Origin of the sequence: Candidatus Pelagibacter sp. Uisw_121 (genome assembly GCF_047722545.1) — a bacterium.
Lineage (GTDB): Bacteria > Pseudomonadota > Alphaproteobacteria > Pelagibacterales > Pelagibacteraceae > Pelagibacter.
Genome location: NZ_CP159816.1, coordinates 1 through 18070, shown reverse-complemented (window position 1 = coordinate 18070; position 18070 = coordinate 1). Strand labels below are relative to the sequence as shown.

The window sequence follows — 18070 nt, the reverse complement described above, 5'->3', positions numbered from 1 at the left end:
AACAAAAAACTTTAAAAATTAACAAATAAATAAAAATTAATTTCTTTCGATACACATGGCTATTCCCATTCCACCACCAATACAGAGTGTGGCGCAACCTCTACTTTTATTTTGTCTAATCATCTCGTGAATAAGGGTTACTAAAATTCTAGTTCCTGAAGCTCCAATTGGGTGCCCTAATGCAATTGCCCCACCATTAACGTTTACAATCTCTTCAGGAATTTTAAGATCTCTAATTACGGCAATGCTTTGAGCTGCAAATGCTTCATTTATTTCAAACAAATCAATATCCTCTCTCTTCCATTGAACTTTTTCTAATGCAAGATTAACGGCTTTAATTGGTCCTAACCCCATCAACGAAGGTTCAACACCACAAGTTGCCCAAGAGACCACTTTGGCTAACGGTTCTATACCTCTAAGTTCTGCTTCTTCTCTAGACATTAATATAGTTGCTGCTGCACCATCATTTATTCCTGATGAATTACCTGCGGTGACTGTTCCATTTTCTTTGAAAACAGTTTTTAATTTTTTTAGATCTTCTAAGTTTAGATTATTTCTTGGATGTTCATCTTTTTCGAAAATAAAATTTTTATTATTAGTATTAATCTTTAATTTGATTAGTTCATTTTGGAATCTATTTTCATTTGTAGCTTTTTGAGTTTTTTCTTGAGAATTTAACGCAAATAAATCTTGTTCATCTCTAGAAATTTTATATTTTTTTGCAACATTTTCGGCAGTAATTCCCATGTGATAATTATTAAATGAGTCTATTAATCCATCATTGATCATCGTATCTACTAACTTATTTTCATCTAGTTTTTTTTCTTCTCGATAAAATATAGTATGTGGTGCTCTAGACATATTTTCTTGTCCACCAGCAACTATGATCTTATTTTCACTTAATTTAATAGACTGATATCCTGAAATTACAGATCTTAATCCTGATCCACATACTTGATTAATTATATGTGCAGGTTTTGAGACTGGAATTCCAGCATGAATGGATGCTTGCCTTGCAGGGTTTTGTCCTAATCCAGAAGTTAGAACGTGGCCCATAATTACCTCATCAATATCTTCAGGTTTTAATTTTGTATCATGTACAACTTCTTTAATCACCAATGCACCTAGTTTGTCAGCACTAATATCCTTTAAAGATCCTTTATATGTGCCTATAGGAGTTCTTAGTGCGGCTGTTATAACTACATCATCTGGTTTTTTGGTCATTGCTAATACACCATAATATTTTATAAGTTAAATTACATTAAAAACTTTGATATGCTGGGTAAATTATTTAATTAAGGACCGCTGGCCAAATTGGATAAGGCGCTCGGCTACGAACCGGGAGATTCCAGATTCGAGTTCTGGGCGGTCCACCAAAAAGGATAAATAAAGAATGTTAGATTGGCTACTAAAATCATCTCTACAAAAATCAGTTATATATTTTTTCATAATTATTTTTATAATCTTATTAATTTTAACTTTTATATTATAAAAAATTATGAGTAATAAATTTGAACAAATAAGTATTAAATCTGGTTTTATGAAACACAATGGTGGTGTTTTATTTAGAACTGTGTCTGAAACAGAATATGAATTTAAAACTATAATTAATGAAAATCATTTAAATGCAGCTGGGATAACTCATGGTGGTTATTTGTCAGCCTTAATTGATGCAGGAGCAGGGACTGCTGCACATAGAGTATCTGGAAATGCACCTTGTGTAACTATTTCATTGGATCTAAAATTTATTGGTGCATCTAAAGTTGGCGATGAAGTTACTGGCTTTACAAGAATTCTTAAAAAGACCAATACACTAGTATTTTTATTTTGTGAGCTGAAATGTAATGATAAAATTATAACCTCAGCATCAGGTATATGGAAAATTTTAAAAATAAAATCCTCTGACTTAAGTCCAGGTGGTTAATTTTTAATAATTTTATAAACTTTAAAATGAGAACTTTTCTCTGATGATTCGGTCATGTTTTAACCTATTTTTGTTCTTTATGGACAACAATATGTGGTGGAGTAAAAATTTAAGGTACCATTTATAGAAATGTCTAAAAATAAAATAACAGCTGTTCTTGGTCCCACAAATACCGGCAAAACCTATCTTGCAATAGAAACTATGCTTTCATTTGATTCTGGGATGATTGGATTTCCATTGCGGCTACTTGCGCGAGAAGTATATGACAAAATTATAAAAAAAATAAGTTCTGATAAAGTTGCATTAATCACAGGTGAAGAAAAAATAATTCCTCTTAATGCTAAATATTTTCTTTGCACAGTAGAATCAATGCCAATCAATAAACATTTAGATTTTGTAGGTATTGATGAAATACAAATGTGTGCAGATCATGAGAGAGGTCATATTTTTACTGATAGATTATTAAATCTTCGGGGAGAAAAACTAACAATGTTCATGGGCTCTAGTACTATTAGAAATATAGTTAACAAGTTGAATGAAGATACTGAATTTATAAATAGAGAAAGACTTTCTAAACTTACCTACGTAGGGCATAAAAAAATTTCAAGAATAAATAGAAAAACAGCAATAATAGCTTTTTCAACTGAAGAAGTTTATGCAATTGCCGAACTTGTACGTAGACAAAAAGGTGGAGCAGCTATTGTTATGGGTTCTCTAAGTCCAAAAACGAGAAATGCTCAAGTTGAATTATATCAATCGGGAGATGTTGACTTCCTAGTTGCAACTGATGCAATTGGTATGGGAATTAATATGGATTTAGAAAATGTATATTTTTCAAACCTTAAAAAATTTGATGGTAAAAAATTAAGACGTCTTAACATGTCTGAGATCGGGCAAATTGCTGGAAGAGCAGGCAGATATTTAAATGATGGTAATTTTGGAGTTACGGGAGAATGCAAAGATATTACCGCTGAAGAGGTAGAATTACTTGAAAATCATAAATTTGAAGAAATTAGAATGTTATTTTGGAGAAATTCTAATTTAAATTTTAATAACGCGCGCAGTTTAATTAAATCACTTGAAGAAAAACCTAATAAAGATTGGTTAAGGAAAATACACGAGTGTGGAGATGAAAAAGTATTAAAATATTTTTTAAAAGATATGGAAGGAAATAAAATTGAAAATAATAGAGAAACACTTGAATTACTTTGGGAGTGTTGTCAAATTCCTGACTTTGTTAAAAAAACATACGGAAATCATCTTGAAGTTGTTGGCAAGGTATTCAATTTTTTAAATAGCAATGATGGTAAAATTACCAATGATTATATGAGATTACAGTTAATGAAATTAGATAAATTAGAAGGAAATGTAGATTCTTTGTCAAATAGAATTGCAAATGTTAGAACTTGGTCATATGTTTCCAATAAAATTAACTGGGTTGAAAACCAAAATTATTGGATAGAAAAAACAAAACTATTAGAAGATCGATTATCAGATAGACTACATGAAGAACTTACAAAAACATTTATTGATAAACGAGCCAGTGTACTCGCACGAGGCTTAAACCAAGATATGGATTTTAAAACTGAAATAATGGAAGACGATAAGGTAATAATTGATGAACAGTTTATTGGTAATTTAAAAGGTTTAAAATTTGAAATGGATTTAAAAGTTGGAGCTTTAGAAACTGATATCAAATCGTTAAAAAAAGCAGCAAGACAGACTGTGGGGCCCGAGCTTCAAAAAAGAGTTCGGTTAATCATAGAAACAGGTCTAGTTGAATTAAAAGATGATTTTAAAATTTACTGGAAAAACTTTCCTATTGCAAAATTACTAGCTGGAAAAGATTATTTAAATCCAGATATAGTTTTAATGGTGGATGATCTTCTGGAGAATAATGACAAACAAAAGTTATCAGAATTTATTGAAAAATGGATTAATGAAAAAATTAATTTAGTGCTGAAAAGTTTAATTGATCTAAGAAATTTAAAGGAAAGTAATTCATCTATTAAAGCTTTAGCTTACCAACTGTATGAAAATAATGGTGTGATTAAAAGAGAGATGGTTGCTGAATATTTAAAAAAACTTGGACAAAATGAAAGAAAAATTTTAAGAGACTTAGGTGTCAAATTTGGACGTTATCATGTTTTTCTATTTAAACTATTAAAGCCTGAAGCTGTTTCTTTAAGAACTTTATTATGGAAGAATTTTAACCAAAAATACTTTGAATTAACTCCACCTACGTTTGGTTTAAATTTTTTAGATGACAAAAATAAAAAAAATAAGAAATTTATGCTTTTATGTGGATTTGAAAATTTTGATAATTATTTTGTTAGAATTGACATTCTAGAAAGATTGTTTGTACTAATTATTAATGCTAGCCCTGAGAAAGATAAAGAAATTAAACTAGTACCAGAGATGCTTAATTTATTAGGATGTAGTAAAGATAACTTTAAAAAATTGATTGAAAAAATGAATTATAAAACATTAGAGAAAGACAATGATATTTATTTTAGATATAATCCAAAAAAACAAATTAAAAAAACTTTTAAAAAAATAGATACTTCAAACAGCCCATTTAAAATACTAAAAAACTTAAATTTAAATTAATGATTAGCTTTTTTAAAAACAAAGAGAAAAATGAACCTCAAGATAACTCTTACTCCAAAATTGCTGCTTTACTAATTCATGCAGCAAAAATAGATGAGGCTTATGAAAAAAAAGAGGAAGATATCATTAAAGAGACACTTATTGATTTAGGTGCGTCAATCTCTGAAATTGATAAAATTATGTCTGAAGCAACAATTATTGAGGAAAATTCAAATCAAATATTAGATTTTACTAGGGAGGTAAAAAACGTACCAACCTCTGATAAAATTAAAATAATTGAATCATTATGGAAGATCATCTACTCAAACGATAGTGCTGACATTTATGAAACAAACTTGATGAGAAGACTCTCAGGCTTGTTATATGTGGACGCCAAAATAATGGGAGACTTAAAATTAAAAGTAAAAAGTGAGTTAGGAAAATGACATATCTCGTAAACGATAAATGTATTAAGTGTAAACTAATGGACTGTGTCGAAGTCTGTCCTGTTGATTGCTTCTATGAAGGTAAAAATATGCTTGTAATTAAACCGGAGGAGTGTATAGATTGTGGCGTTTGCGAGCCAGAATGTCCAGTAGATGCAATAGTAGCAGATACAGAGTCTGGGAGCGAAAAATGGCTTGAACTAAATACAAAGTATTCTGAAATTTGGCCAAATATAACTATTAAAAAAGATCCTCCAGAGGATAATGAAAAATATAAAAATGAAGAAAACAAGTACGACAAATATTTTAGCGAAAATCTTTAAAAAAACTCCTGAGAAAAAAGTAAAAAAAAAAACTAAACTAAAGGTAGCTAAAAAAACTACGCGTCCTAAAGCTAAAGTCATTAAAAAAAATATTCCAGTTAAAAAAACTAAAACAAAAAAAGTAACTACAACAAAAATTAAAAAAAATTTAAAAACAGTTTCTAAAAGAGCTGCTTCAGAAAAAGTAGAGATAAAAACTGATAATTTAAGAATTTCAAAAAGTAATGAAGTTAAACCTGAAATTAAAAAAGTAAAAAAACAAGAAACAGAAAAAAGAGAATATAAAGTTAAAGATTACGTTGTTTACCCAAAACATGGCGTTGGCCAAATTACAGAGTTTAAAAAAATTAATATTGGTGGAATTGATGTTGAAACTTATGTTCTTAAATTTGAAAAAGACAAAGCCAATGGTATGGTTCCCGTAAATAAGCAATCTCATCTTAGACCACTTGCGACAATAAACCAGGTCAATAAATGTATATCTATTTTAAAAAGTAAGCCAAAAGTCAAAAGATCTATGTGGAGTAGAAGAGCACAGGAATATGAAGCAAAAATTTCTTCAGGAAAAATCTATGAACTTGCAGAAGTTGTAAGAGATTTAAATAAAGGTGACGACTTAATGGTTGATCAGTCTTACAGTGAAAGACAGCTGTTTGAAAAAGCTTATGAAAGAATTTTATCTGAATTTCAAATAGTGATGGGTGTATCACTAGAAGATACCCAAAAAAAATTAGATAAAGCATTAAAGAGAAATTTAGAAGGCCAAGCAAAAGCTATAGCTGCACCAACGAAGAATAAAGAAACTGCTGTAGAACCTGACACAGACTCAGAACCAATTACCGATACTGAAGATTAAAAAATTAGGGAAAAAAAAACGCCTCTCACACATAACGTTATGAGAAGCGTTTTTTGAAAAGTCTAAGATACTATCTTTTTCTTTTCTTCGCTTTTTTAGCTTTTTTAGCTTTTTTCTTAGTTTTCTTTTTAGCTTTTTTAGCTTTTTTCTTTGTAGCCATCTTTAGCTCCCTGTTTAAGTTAAACGAATCAAAGTGATTCGCTGTTAACTTATTTTTATTTTTTTATACAAGTGATGTCAATTCTTTAATTAATTCTTAAATTGTAAATTTTTTTTTAATAAAAAGTTTTTTTAATCTTTTTATTGTGTAAAAAACATTAACGTTTATGCGACTTATAATGTCTTTTATAAAAGTTAATTAAAAAGTTTTTCTAACTCATTTTGATAAGTTTTTAAAATTTTATATCTTTTTAATTTTAAAGTAGGTGTCATCATATTATTTTCAATTGTAAATTGATTTTTAATTACAAAAAACTTTTTTATTTTTTCTATTTTACTTAAATTTTTATTTATTTTTTCTATTTCTGTTTGAATTTCTTCATTCTTTATATTTTTATACTCTGAACTTAAAACAATTAAACAAACCAGGTAAGGTTTATTATCACCATAAACTAAACTTTGCTCTATGAAATTAGATTTATTTAAATCACTCTCTATTTTAATTGGAGAAATATTATCTCCACCTGGAGTTATAATTATATCTTTTTTTCTATCTGTTATTTTTAAAAACTCACCATCAAACTCTCCTATATCACCTGTAGATAACCATCCATTCTTTAAAACTTTATTTGTTTCTTCTTCATTATTCCAGTAACCTAACATAACATTTTCTCCTTTAACCAGGATCTCACCATCATTTGCAATTTTAACTAAATTTCCCCTAAATGGTTTGCCCACAGTTTCTACTCTAATTTCATTAATAGAATTACAACTAACTACAGGAGATGTTTCCGTTAATCCATACCCTTGTAGTGTTGGGAGACCAATTGCATTTAAAAAATATCCCACTTCTTTATCTAGTGCTCCTCCTCCTGAAATAAATGCTTTTAAATTTCCACCAAATTGTTTTTTGATTTTCTTTCTTACCAAAAGATCACAAACAAAATTTATTAAACTTTCTATAAATGAAAATCGCTCTCTACTTAATTTCTTATTTCCAAGTTTAATAGTTTGTTTGATTAAGAATTTTTTTATTCCTGTAGCTTTACCGAAATTAGTATTTATTTTTTGATGTAAATTTTGATAAAATCTAGGAACGGCCGTCATTATCTCTGGGGAACAATTTCCCATATTTTTTATAAGTTTTTCTATACTCTCAGCATAGAATACCTGTGCTCCCACAACTATTTGAACAAATTGGACTGTGTGCTCGTATGAATGAGACAGAGGTAGCCACGTCAAAAATTTAGGATTTTTAGAAATAAACTCTTTCAATAAACCAAGTGCTCCTTCACAATTGTTCAAAATTCCACCATGGCTTAATACAACTCCTTTGGGATTTCCTTGGGTACCAGATGTATAAATTATACAAGCAACATCTTTTCTTTGAATTTTTAATTCAGAAAAATTTAACAAACTAAAGCTTTTATTTTCAAAGATTTGATTAATACTTATATGAAGCTCTTGATCAAACTCTTCAATTACATCAAAAAAAATTATTTTTTTTATAAATTTTTTTTTAGGTATAATATTTTTTACTTTTAAATACTGCGTCTTATCAGAAATGATTAAAACAGTCGGGGTGCAATCATCAATTATATACTCATAATCTCTTTCTGTATAAGTTATGTAAGCCGGAACTGTTATGCCTCCCGAAAGCATAATAGATAAATCTGATATCATCCATTCAGGTCTATTTTCTGATATTAATAAGCATCTATCACCTTTTTTTATATATTTCGATATTTCCTCAGAAAATTTAATGACGTTTGAATACACATCCTCCCAAGAGTATTTTTTTTCAACTTCTTTTAAGGACTGCAAAAATACACTCGTTTTGTCTTGCGTTAGGTATTGATTGTAAAATAATTCTAATAAATTATTAACTTTGTTTATTTCCATAAAATATTGGTGGGCGAAGAGAGAATCGAACTCTCACTTCTTGCGAAACACGATTTTGAGTCGTGCGCGTCTACCAGTTCCGCCATTCGCCCTTTGTTTTCCTCATTATAACTATAAAATTAAATAGTATAAGAACATAATTTATATTAAAAGCAAAAAAATGCTAAACGAATTATATCAAAAAACTTTAAAACTTGCTGCTCACAAGAGGTCAAATACTTTTCTTGCAATTTTATCTTTCACTGAAAGTTCTTTTTTTCCAATCCCACCTGACGTTATGATTGCTCCGATGGTTATTGCAAAAAAAAATGATTATTTAAAAATTTTTTTAATAGCTACTTTATTTTCTTCACTTGGAGGTATCCTTGGATATTTCATTGGATCTTATTTTTTTGATCTTGGAATGGTTGTAGTGGAATTTTATAATTATGAAGAAAAAGTAATTAATCTTAAAAATAACTTATCTCAAGGAAGTAGTCTTTATGTGTGGCTTGCTACTTTATTTCTTGCTGGATTTACACCTTTACCTTTTAAAGTGTTCACAATAACTAGCGGCATGATTGGTTTTAATTTGCCTATATTTTTTATTATTTGTCTATTTTCAAGAGGGTTAAGATTTTTTATCGTCTCATACCTATCATATAAATTTGGTGATATTTTTAGTAAATTTATGAAAACTGATGCTTCAAAATGGTTTACAATTTTAGGTATTATAATTGTATTAATTTTTGCCCTAATATATTTTGTAATTAAATAACACAAATATGATTGATCGAAAAACTACTCTTCATCTTATATTATTATTCAGTATTTTTGCTATTTCTGCGGCCTATTTTATTGAATATATTTTGGGTCATCAACCTTGTAATCTTTGTTTAATTGAAAGAATACCTTACATCGTTTCAATAGTTATAATTTTACTTTTTATTTTTATTCAAAAGTTTGAAAGGTTTTTTTTAATAATTTTAAGTATTACATTCATTATAGCGTTTGTTATATCCTTTTATCACTTTGGAATAGAGCAAGGTTTCATAAAAGAGTCTTTAGTTTGTGACTTAAATTCTAACAATGCTGATTTGACTAAAGAAGCACTCTTAAGTCAGCTACAAGAGGTCACAGTTAGCTGTAAAGATGCAACTTTTAAAATTTTGGGCTTATCTCTTGCTACAATAAATATTTTTATCTCTTTAATAATTACAACTATAACTATAAAACTTTTTTTAACTTATGAAAAAAACAAATAAAGAAAAAGTAAAAGAATTTATTCGAGTTGATCATGCGGGTGAACGAGGGGCGGTAAAAATTTATGAAGGTCAATTACTAGCTCTAAATACATTTGTTAAAGATGAGAATCTTAAAAAGAAAATTGAAGAAATGAAAATTCATGAAAAAGAACACTGTGAGTATTTTGAAAATGAAATTAAAAAAAGAAATATAAAACCAACAAAATTTCTACCTTTGTGGGATTTACTTGGTGTCGGACTTGGTTTCGGTTCAACAATCTTGGGGAAGAAGGCCGCTATGCTATGCACTGCTTCTGTAGAAGAAGTAATTGACGAACATTATTTAGATCAAATTAATGCATTAGAAAATGATGAAAAAAAATTAAAAGAAAAAATAATTAAGTTTAGGGAAGATGAATTACATCATAAAGATATAGCCTATAAAGAAGGTGCAACTAAAAAAGGAATGTATTCTATTTTAGATAAATTAATTAAAACTGGATCAAAAATTGCTATTAATATTTCTGAAAAAATATAATCAAGCTTCTAACTCAACATCCCAATATAAATAATCCATCCAGCTCTTGTGTAGGAAATTTGGTGGGAAATTTTTACCATTTTTATGTAGGTCTTCTGTAGATGGTTGATATGGCTCCTGATTTAAGCTCATATCTAAATTTTTTAATAACCTTCCACCTTTTTTTACATTACATGAAGAACAAGCAGTTACAACATTATCCCAGTTAGTTTGTCCACCTTTAGATCTTGGAAGCAAATGGTCAAAAGTAAGATCTTCACCACTACCACAATATTGACATGAAAATTTATCTCTTAAAAAAACATTAAATCTAGTGAAGCTAGGATTAGATTGTGGTTTTATAAAACTTTTTAATGCAATAACACTTGGTAATCTCATATTAAACGATGGGCTTCTAATAATTCTGTCATAATTACTAACTATAGTAACTCTATCTAAAAAAACAGATTTTATAGAATCTTGCCAACTCCATAAAGACAATGGATAATAGCTTAAAGGCCTGTAATCAGCATTTAAGACAAGCGCAGGACATTTCTCTAAAGACAAACTTTGATCATTAAAAATCATTATAAAAATTCTAACTGAAAAAAATTAATTTATCAATAAATAGTATTTAATTATATTTGAAAATTATTTTTAATATAATTTAAAGCTGCACTTGATGCTTCAATAGGAATATGATGACCACAATTCTCTATCATTTTTGTTTCAATTTCAATATCATTTCTAATTAAGAAATCTTTTGCATCTAACAAAAATGTTGGTGAGACAACTGCGTCTTGATCACCATGTATCAAGAGCATTTTAGTAGTAGAAGATTTTCTTTTGCTAAGATCATCTTGATTTATTATTTTACCAGAAAAACCAACAATACAATTATAATTTTGATTAGTGGTTAAACCTAAATTAATAGACATCATGCATCCTTGACTAAATCCAGACAAACAAATTTGAGAATTGTTAAGGTTGTACTTTCTTTTAACTTCTTCAATATATTTTTGAAGTTTACTTTCTGCTTTTTTAGATTCTTCTAGAATATAAATTGGGTCATCTTTGGTTAAATCAAACCATTGAAAACCTACCGGGTTAATTTTACATTCTTCATGACCATCTGGACATAAAAAAATAGTATTAGGCAGAAATCTTTTCCAATTTAAGGTCAACATACTTATGTCTTTTCCATCACCACCATAGCCATGAAGTAAAATAATAGCATTATTAATTGGTATATCTTTTTCTGGCTTAATGATTGTGGTTGATAGACAAAGTGTCATAGATGTTTTATTATGTTTTTTTTATTAAAAATCATTCTACAATAGTTTTATGATAACAGGAACATTAGTTAAAATTTTAGGTATTGTACTTTTAATAGTTGTGGCAGTTGTCTTGCTCTTAGGGATAGGAACCTTATTCAAGGGTGGCGAAACAAGTAAAAAATACTCAAATAAACTAATGCAGTTAAGAGTGTTGCTCCAATTTATTGCTATAGTAGTGTTGGTCAGTTTTGCTTATTTCTTTAAAGACTAGTTATATTGTTTTAACCAATTAATAAACTCTAGGTTATTAAAATCAATAGATCCCATAATACGTCCAAACTCTTCACCTTTTTTATTAAATAAAATAGTTGTGGGAACACCTCTTAAAGAAAATTTTTTAGCTAGAGTAATTGGTGCATCAAAATATATCTCTAGATTTTGAATACCTATTTCTTTAAAAAAAGAGTCTGATTTAGAGAGATTTTCTTGACCAATATTAATAGGAAAAATTTTTAAATTATCAAAGTCACTATTTGATTGTAAGTCATCTAGAGATGGCATCTCCTCTCTACAAGGAGCGCACCAGGTAGCCCAAAAATTTAATATTAACAATTTTCCTTTAAAATCATCTAAATTTACATCGTAATTGTTTGAATCCTTAAAAAATACTTCCTCATATATTTTTGGATTTTTTAATATAACTAAATTTTTTATGTTAGGTTTTTCTAAAGCATAACCAAAGTTACATGTTATTAGGTAGATAAATATTAATAATAATTTCATACTAAATATGTATAATTAATTATCATGGTAAAAAATAAAAACAATACGGCAATATGGGGATCAAGAATAAAAAAAGATGCCTCAAATTTATTCCAGAAAATTGGTAATTCAATAGATATAGATAAAAAGCTTTTTCAGGAAGATATTTTAGGATCAATTGCGCATGTTGAGATGTTATTTAGACAAAAAATTATTTCTTTTAAAATTAAGAATAAAATAATTTTTGGACTTAATAAAATTGAGAAAGAAATTTTAAAAAATAAATTTGAGTATGATAAAAAATATGAAGATATTCATATGAATATTGAAAAAAGATTATTTCAAATTATAGGAGAAGAAGCCGGATATGTTCACACAGCTAGATCTAGAAATGATCAGGTGATTACTGATTTTAAAATGTGGACGACTTCAGCAACTAAAGAAATTAATAGAAATTTAGACAATATTATTAAGACCATTCTCAAAATTTCAGAAAAAAATATTGAAACTATAATGCCTGGATTTACTCATTTAAAAAATGCACAAGCAGTGTCTTTTGCTCATTATTTAATGTCTTATGTGGAAATGTTTAATAGGGACAAAAAAAGATTTACCTATAATTTAGAAAGTTTATCAGAGAGTCCGCTGGGTGTTGCTGCCTTAACAGGTACTTCTTTTAATATTGATAGAAATTTTACTTCAAAAAAACTAGGATTTAAAAGACCAACGAATAATTCAATTGATACTGTCGCAGATAGAGATTTTGTTTTGGATTTTTTATATAGCGCTTCTGTTTGTTCGATGCATATTTCAAGAATTGCCGAAGAACTTATTATTTGGAACTCCGATGGCTTCAACTTAATTACACTTTCTGACAAAGTAGTGACTGGTTCTTCAATAATGCCTCAAAAGAAAAATCCTGATTTATTAGAATATCTAAGAGGTAAAACTGGAATGGTTTATGGAAATTTGTTTTCAATGCTGACAATTCTAAAGGGACTTCCTATATCTTATTTTAAGGATCTTCAAGATGACAAGGAAATACTCTTCAAGTCTAATGAAATACTTAACAATAGTATTGCTATCCTAAATGAGGTTTTAAAAAATCTAAAACCTAATAAACAACAAATGTTAGACCTTACTAACTCAGGATATATTACGGCTACTGACTTAGCTGACTATCTTGTTAAAAATCACTCAATGCCATTTAGAAAAGCATACCAAACTACTGCTTCTATTGTGAATTATGCAGAAAAGAAAAAGAAAAAATTGAACGAATTAAATATTGATGAGCTAAAGAAAATTGAACCAAAGCTTACAATTGAAGTTTTAAAGATATTTAATGTAAAAAACTCTGTAAACTCTAAAAAATCTTACGGTGGAACGTCTTTTGATAATATTAAAAAAATGATAATGAAATATAAAAAAGTTTAAAATGATAAAAAAATTAATTTTAATTTCTATACTCTGTTCTTTCTTATTTTCATGTGGAAAAAAGGGAGATCCTCAGTATGACGGAAATGAAATGGTTTTTCCTAAGTCAGTAGATTGATGAAATATATAGATAAAAACTTAACAATTGAAAAAGTTAAAATTCAAAAAATAGCAAAAAAGTTTGGTACTCCAACTTACTGTTATTCGCATAAACAACTGACAGAAAACATAAAAAATTTTAAAGAAAACTTTAGCTCTTTCTCTCCACTAATCTGTTTTGCTGTGAAATCTAATACCAATGTGAGCCTGATAAGACAAATTAGAAAATTAGGGTTAGGTGCTGATGTTGTTTCAATGGGTGAATTAATGATGGCTCTAAAAGCTGGCATGGATCCAAAAAAAATTGTTTTTTCAGGAGTGGGTAAAACCTCAACTGAAATTAGTTATGCAATTGATAAAAAAATTTTATTAATAAATGCTGAATCCAAAAGTGAAATTATTGAAATTGAAAAAACTGCAAGATTAAAAAAAAAAATAGTTAATATAGGTATTAGACTTAATCCCAATACAGATGCCAAGACATTGAAACAAATTTCAACTGGGAAAAAAGAAAATAAATTTGGTGTAGATGAAAAAACTTTTTTTGAATTAGTAAATTTTATAAATCATTCTAAAAACATTAATCTTAAATGCTTAAGTGTTCATATCGGCAGTCAAATTTTAGATCACAAGCCATATGAAAAAATGCTCAATGTTGTAAATAAAATAATAAAAAAAAGTGGTCATACCTTTGAATTTATTGATCTGGGTGGAGGTATGGGTATTTCTTATGAAAAAAATAGTAAAAAACTAAACTATCAAAGATATAACATTGCCATACAAAAATTTTTAAAGGGCAAAAAAGTGAAAATAATATTTGAACCTGGACGATCTATAGTTGGTAATATTGGATTTTTAATTTCTCAAGTTATTTATATAAAAGAAAACATTAAAAAAGATTTCATCATATTAGATGCTGCAATGAATGATCTTATGAGACCAGCATTATATGGTGCAAATCACCAAACTATACCTGTAGTAAAAAGTAATAACATTTCAAAAAAAACTTATGAATTTGTTGGACCAATTTGTGAAAGTACAGACAAATTTACAACTATAAAAGGTTTTCAGAAATTAAAGGAAAAAGATCTCGTAGTAATGTGCGATGTTGGGGCTTATGGAATGTCACTAAGCTCAAATTATAATGTAAGACCAAAACCGGCAGAATTAATAATTAAAGGATCAAAGATTAATATTATTAAGAAAAGACAAAAACTAAAAGATTTGATTTAGTTTTTGATTAACATGATAAGAAATTTTTTATTTTCATTATTTTTTTTCTCAGGAATAGTTTTCATTTCCATAATCTTCTTGCCGGCAATTTTACTACCAAACAAAATAGTTTTATTTGGTGGAAAAATTATGGGTTTTTGGACATCCCTATGTTTAAAAATATTTTTATCAACAAAGATAATCATTAAAGGTAAAGAAAATATAATTAGGGGAAAAAAATTTTTTATAGCTGCTTCACACCAATCAATGTTTGAAACTTTTTTTTTACAAACTGTCTTTAATTCTCCTGTTTTTATTTTAAAAAAAGAATTACTAATGATTCCTATATTTGGCTGGTATTTAAAAAAAATAGGCTCAATTTCAATTAGAAGAAACAAAATTTCTAAAGAAAACTTGGGTTTTTTTGATGATATTTCTAAACAGGTAAATTCATCAGAAAGACCATTAATAATTTTTCCACAAGGAACAAGGCTATCTCCAGAAGATAGAACTCCTTTTAAAAAAGGATCTGGTAGAATTTATGAAGAATTAAATATTTCATGCCAACCAATTGCAATCAATTCTGGGAATACTTGGCCAAAACATGGTCAAAAAAAAAGTTAATACCATTCTAACAGTTTCAATTTTAAAACCCATTGAACCTGGACTAAGCAAGGAAATTTTTATAAAAGAATTGGAAAATACTATTTATTCTGAACTTGATACTTTGAACTAGCCTTTCATAGGCATTACAACAAATATACTATCAAAATCACCCGGATCTTTAATTAATGCCGGCGACCCTGTGTCATTGAAAAAAATTTCAATCTTATCGCCATCAAGCTGTGATGCTACATCAATTAAATATCTAGAATTAAAACTTATTTCTAGATCATGTTCAAACTTTACAGTTAAACTTTCTTTTCCATCACCACTATTTGTGTTGTTAACTGATAAGTTTAGAACATTTTTTGACAAATTAAATTTAACTCCATCTTTTTTATCCAATGAAACTGAGGCAACTCTATCAACTGAGTCTAAGAATAATTTTAAATCTATTTCTAGTTTCTTTTGATTATTCTTAGGTATTACCTGAATATAATTTGGAAATTTTCCATCAATTAATTTAGATATTAATATGCTATTATTTAGTTCAAATTTTATTTTGGATTTAATATTTGAAATTTTAACATCACCATCATAGCTTTCTAACAACGAACATAGTTGAAAAATTGTTTTCTTAGGAAGTATTATTGGTTCAAAATCTACTTGCTGGTCCAATCTTATTTTTGAAATTGACATTCTATGACTATCTGTAGCTGCTGCTGTTAAAAAATTTTTATCTTCTGTTTGTGTTTGATGAAAAAAAATTCCACTTAAATAGTGTCTAGTTTCATCATTAGAAACTGAAAATTTACATTTATTTAATAATTTTAGTAATTGTTTTGATTTTATAGAGAATTCATTTTGATTAAAGTTTTCGTCCGTTAGTGGAAACTCGGATGCACTAATACAATTTAAATTGAAAACAGATTTTTCGGACTCTACTTGAAGTTTACTAACGTCCGTCAAAGATAAATTAATTTTTTTTCCTGATGAAAATTTTCGTATAATATCATACATGATAGATGACGTAGTGGTCGTGTTTCCTTCTTCTATAACTTCAACATTGCTAATTTGATGAATAAATATTAAATCTAAATCTGTTGCAGTAATTGTTAGATTTGAACTGCTAGCATTTAACAAAACATTTGATAGAATAGGAAGTGTGCTTCTTTTTTCAATTACGCCTTGGCAATAATTAAGTGCCTGTTGCAGATCTTGTTGATTAACGTTAAATTTCATTTTCTTTATTGTACAATATCTGATTTTTTAGATTATTAATATTGTTTGTCATTTCTGGATCTTTTTCCTTCAATTTTTCAATGGTTTTAACCGAATGAATGATTGTTGTATGATCTCTATTAGAAAATTCTCTTCCAATCTCTGGCAATGACTTGGATGTCAAAATTTTTGTTAGATATATTGCTGTTTGTCTTGGTCTTACAAGATATCTAGATCTTCTTGAAGAAAGCATCTCACTTTTACTAATTTTAAAGAATTTACATACAGTCGATTGTATTAAATCTATTGTTACCTTATTTTCTCCAATATTTAATAAATCTTTTAGAACGACTTTCACTTCTGATAAATTTGGAACTTTGTTGTAAATTCTTGAAAAAGAAACAACTCTATTGATTGCTCCTACTAGCTCTCTAATACTTGTGGTTATTTCTGTGCTTATAAATTTTTGTATTTCTTCTGAAATATTTACTTGATTTGAATAAAAAATGTTTAGTTCCTCTGTTTTTTGTTTAACAATTTTATTTCTAAGTTCATAGTCTGGTTTTTGTATATCAACAACAAGACCTCCAGCAAATCTTGATTTAATTCTATCTTGGATTCTTGATAATTTGTTTGGAGCTCTGTCGGCAGAGATTATCACTTGTGAGCCTTTATCTAATAGTGCATTAAACGTATGAAAAAACTCTTCTTGCATTGCTTCTTTACCATTCATAAATTGAATATCATCTATTAATAATATGTCGGTATTTCTAAAATACTCTTTAAACTTTACCATATCATTAGATTTAATTGATTTTACAAACTGATACATAAATCTCTCAGCAGAAATAAACATAACTTTGTTTTTTTCTTTTAATGAAAGACCAATTGAATTTAATAAATGTGTTTTTCCCATTCCAACTCCCCCATAAATATAAAGCGGATTATAATGAGAAATATTTTCTGAAACTTTCATAGATGCTTCATAGGCAAGTTTATTACTTGTTCCTGTTATAAAATTATCAAATCTTTTATTTGGGTCTATTCTGTTGTATTGCAAGTATGTATCTTTAATAAAAGATATGTTTTCATTATTTTCATTTTTAGTAATATTGTTTTCTATTACATTTTCAGAATTTTTTTCAATAATCTTAAACTCTATTCTTGTTAAATCTTTCTTATAAATTTTTACTATTTGCAAAATTTGATCTAAATATCTTGAAGTAATCCAGTCTCGGATAAATCTAGTAGAAACTGAAAGTAAGACATAACTATTCATCTCTTCAACAAAGTCTATCTTTCTAAGCCAGCTTTCATATATATCGCTACCTAGCTTATTTTTCATATCCTTTTGAATTACAACCCAGTCTAGAGCCTCAGAAGACAGATCTTTTGTACTTTGTGTTGTGTTGTTACTTGTCATAAAAATTTGTAGGAATAAGGTCAGTTAGAAGCAAAATAAATTTTTTGCAATAAATAATTTTGTAAAAGCAAAAATAAATAAAATCTATATTTGCAATAAA

The 18070-nt window shown here is 27.9% G+C and carries 19 protein-coding genes and 2 tRNA genes; 13 read left to right on the top strand and 8 right to left on the bottom strand.

What is annotated here, in order from left to right:
* Positions 1–36: 36 nt before the first annotated feature.
* Positions 37–1224, bottom strand: a complete 1188-nt coding sequence (locus ABXT52_RS00105; RefSeq protein ID WP_415271895.1) for an acetyl-CoA C-acetyltransferase — start codon at positions 1222–1224, stop codon at positions 37–39.
* Between the two features lie 75 nt (positions 1225–1299).
* Between ABXT52_RS00105 and ABXT52_RS00100 the strand changes: the two genes are divergently transcribed.
* From ABXT52_RS00100 to ABXT52_RS00075, 6 genes are all read left to right on the top strand, one after another.
* Positions 1300–1376: transfer RNA gene (locus tag ABXT52_RS00100), tRNA-Arg, on the top strand.
* 122 nt (positions 1377–1498) lie between these two features.
* Positions 1499–1924, top strand: coding sequence for a PaaI family thioesterase (locus ABXT52_RS00095; protein WP_415271894.1), 426 nt, complete (start codon positions 1499–1501; stop codon positions 1922–1924).
* A gap of 129 nt (positions 1925–2053) precedes the next feature.
* On the top strand, positions 2054–4534 hold the full coding sequence (locus ABXT52_RS00090; protein WP_415271893.1) for a helicase-related protein: 2481 nt from the start codon (positions 2054–2056) through the stop codon (positions 4532–4534).
* Positions 4534–4959 carry a TerB family tellurite resistance protein gene (locus ABXT52_RS00085; protein WP_415271892.1) on the top strand — a complete coding sequence of 142 codons (426 nt, stop codon included), beginning with the start codon at positions 4534–4536 and terminating at the stop codon, positions 4957–4959. The genes ABXT52_RS00090 and ABXT52_RS00085 overlap by 1 nt, the downstream gene beginning before the upstream one ends.
* Positions 4956–5282, top strand: coding sequence for a ferredoxin FdxA (gene fdxA, locus ABXT52_RS00080; protein WP_415271891.1), 327 nt, complete (start codon positions 4956–4958; stop codon positions 5280–5282). The genes ABXT52_RS00085 and fdxA overlap by 4 nt, the downstream gene beginning before the upstream one ends.
* Positions 5224–6138, top strand: a complete 915-nt coding sequence (locus ABXT52_RS00075) for a CarD family transcriptional regulator (protein ID WP_415271890.1) — start codon at positions 5224–5226, stop codon at positions 6136–6138. The genes fdxA and ABXT52_RS00075 overlap by 59 nt, the downstream gene beginning before the upstream one ends.
* A gap of 354 nt (positions 6139–6492) precedes the next feature.
* On the opposite strand, the gene ABXT52_RS00070 is transcribed toward ABXT52_RS00075, so the two are convergent.
* Positions 6493–8199, bottom strand: a complete 1707-nt coding sequence (locus ABXT52_RS00070; protein ID WP_415271889.1) for an AMP-dependent synthetase/ligase — start codon at positions 8197–8199, stop codon at positions 6493–6495.
* A 7-nt stretch (positions 8200–8206) separates the two neighbouring features.
* Positions 8207–8291, bottom strand: a tRNA-Leu gene (locus ABXT52_RS00065).
* Positions 8292–8359: 68 nt separating this feature from the next.
* Between ABXT52_RS00065 and ABXT52_RS00060 the strand changes: the two genes are divergently transcribed.
* From ABXT52_RS00060 to ABXT52_RS00050, 3 genes are read left to right on the top strand one after another with little or no spacing between them, the layout of a single operon-like run.
* On the top strand, positions 8360–8956 hold the full coding sequence (locus ABXT52_RS00060) for a YqaA family protein (RefSeq protein WP_415271888.1): 597 nt from the start codon (positions 8360–8362) through the stop codon (positions 8954–8956).
* A gap of 7 nt (positions 8957–8963) precedes the next feature.
* Complete coding sequence (locus ABXT52_RS00055) at positions 8964–9443, top strand: disulfide bond formation protein B (RefSeq protein ID WP_415271887.1); 480 nt, start codon at positions 8964–8966, stop codon at positions 9441–9443.
* Positions 9427–9960, top strand: a complete 534-nt coding sequence (locus ABXT52_RS00050) for a demethoxyubiquinone hydroxylase family protein (RefSeq protein ID WP_415271886.1) — start codon at positions 9427–9429, stop codon at positions 9958–9960. Before ABXT52_RS00055 ends, ABXT52_RS00050 begins: the two co-directional genes overlap by 17 nt.
* Here ABXT52_RS00050 and ABXT52_RS00045 read toward each other — a convergent pair whose 3' ends face one another.
* Positions 9961–10527, bottom strand: coding sequence for an HNH endonuclease (locus ABXT52_RS00045; RefSeq protein ID WP_168606857.1), 567 nt, complete (start codon positions 10525–10527; stop codon positions 9961–9963).
* 50 nt (positions 10528–10577) lie between these two features.
* The gene (locus tag ABXT52_RS00040) at positions 10578–11234 is read right to left on the bottom strand and encodes an alpha/beta hydrolase (protein ID WP_415271885.1); all 657 of its coding nucleotides are present in this window, start codon (positions 11232–11234) and stop codon (positions 10578–10580) included.
* 49 nt (positions 11235–11283) lie between these two features.
* Between ABXT52_RS00040 and ABXT52_RS00035 the strand changes: the two genes are divergently transcribed.
* Positions 11284–11487: a twin transmembrane helix small protein gene (locus ABXT52_RS00035; protein ID WP_415271884.1), complete on the top strand. Its 204-nt coding sequence runs from the start codon at positions 11284–11286 to the stop codon at positions 11485–11487.
* On the opposite strand, the gene ABXT52_RS00030 is transcribed toward ABXT52_RS00035, so the two are convergent.
* Positions 11484–11999 carry a TlpA family protein disulfide reductase gene (locus ABXT52_RS00030; RefSeq protein WP_415271883.1) on the bottom strand — a complete coding sequence of 172 codons (516 nt, stop codon included), beginning with the start codon at positions 11997–11999 and terminating at the stop codon, positions 11484–11486. The two genes, ABXT52_RS00035 and ABXT52_RS00030, sit on opposite strands and share 4 nt — an antisense overlap.
* Before the next feature lie 24 nt (positions 12000–12023).
* On the opposite strand from ABXT52_RS00030, the gene argH reads away from it, so the two are divergent.
* From argH to ABXT52_RS00015, 3 genes are all read left to right on the top strand, one after another.
* Complete coding sequence (argH, locus tag ABXT52_RS00025) at positions 12024–13412, top strand: argininosuccinate lyase (RefSeq protein WP_415271882.1); 1389 nt, start codon at positions 12024–12026, stop codon at positions 13410–13412.
* A gap of 117 nt (positions 13413–13529) precedes the next feature.
* The gene (gene lysA, locus ABXT52_RS00020) at positions 13530–14744 is read left to right on the top strand and encodes a diaminopimelate decarboxylase (protein ID WP_415271881.1); all 1215 of its coding nucleotides are present in this window, start codon (positions 13530–13532) and stop codon (positions 14742–14744) included.
* A 12-nt stretch (positions 14745–14756) separates the two neighbouring features.
* Entirely contained in the window at positions 14757–15347 is a 591-nt protein-coding gene (locus ABXT52_RS00015; protein ID WP_415271880.1) for a lysophospholipid acyltransferase family protein, read from the top strand.
* Between the two features lie 108 nt (positions 15348–15455).
* On the opposite strand, the gene dnaN is transcribed toward ABXT52_RS00015, so the two are convergent.
* A complete protein-coding gene (dnaN, locus tag ABXT52_RS00010; protein WP_415271879.1) occupies positions 15456–16568 on the bottom strand; it encodes a DNA polymerase III subunit beta in 1113 nt (370 codons plus the stop codon).
* Positions 16558–17970 (bottom strand): chromosomal replication initiator protein DnaA, encoded by a 1413-nt coding sequence (gene dnaA, locus ABXT52_RS00005; RefSeq protein WP_415271878.1) that lies wholly within the window; start codon positions 17968–17970, stop codon positions 16558–16560. The genes dnaN and dnaA overlap by 11 nt, the downstream gene beginning before the upstream one ends.
* Between the last annotated feature and the right edge of the window lie 100 nt (positions 17971–18070).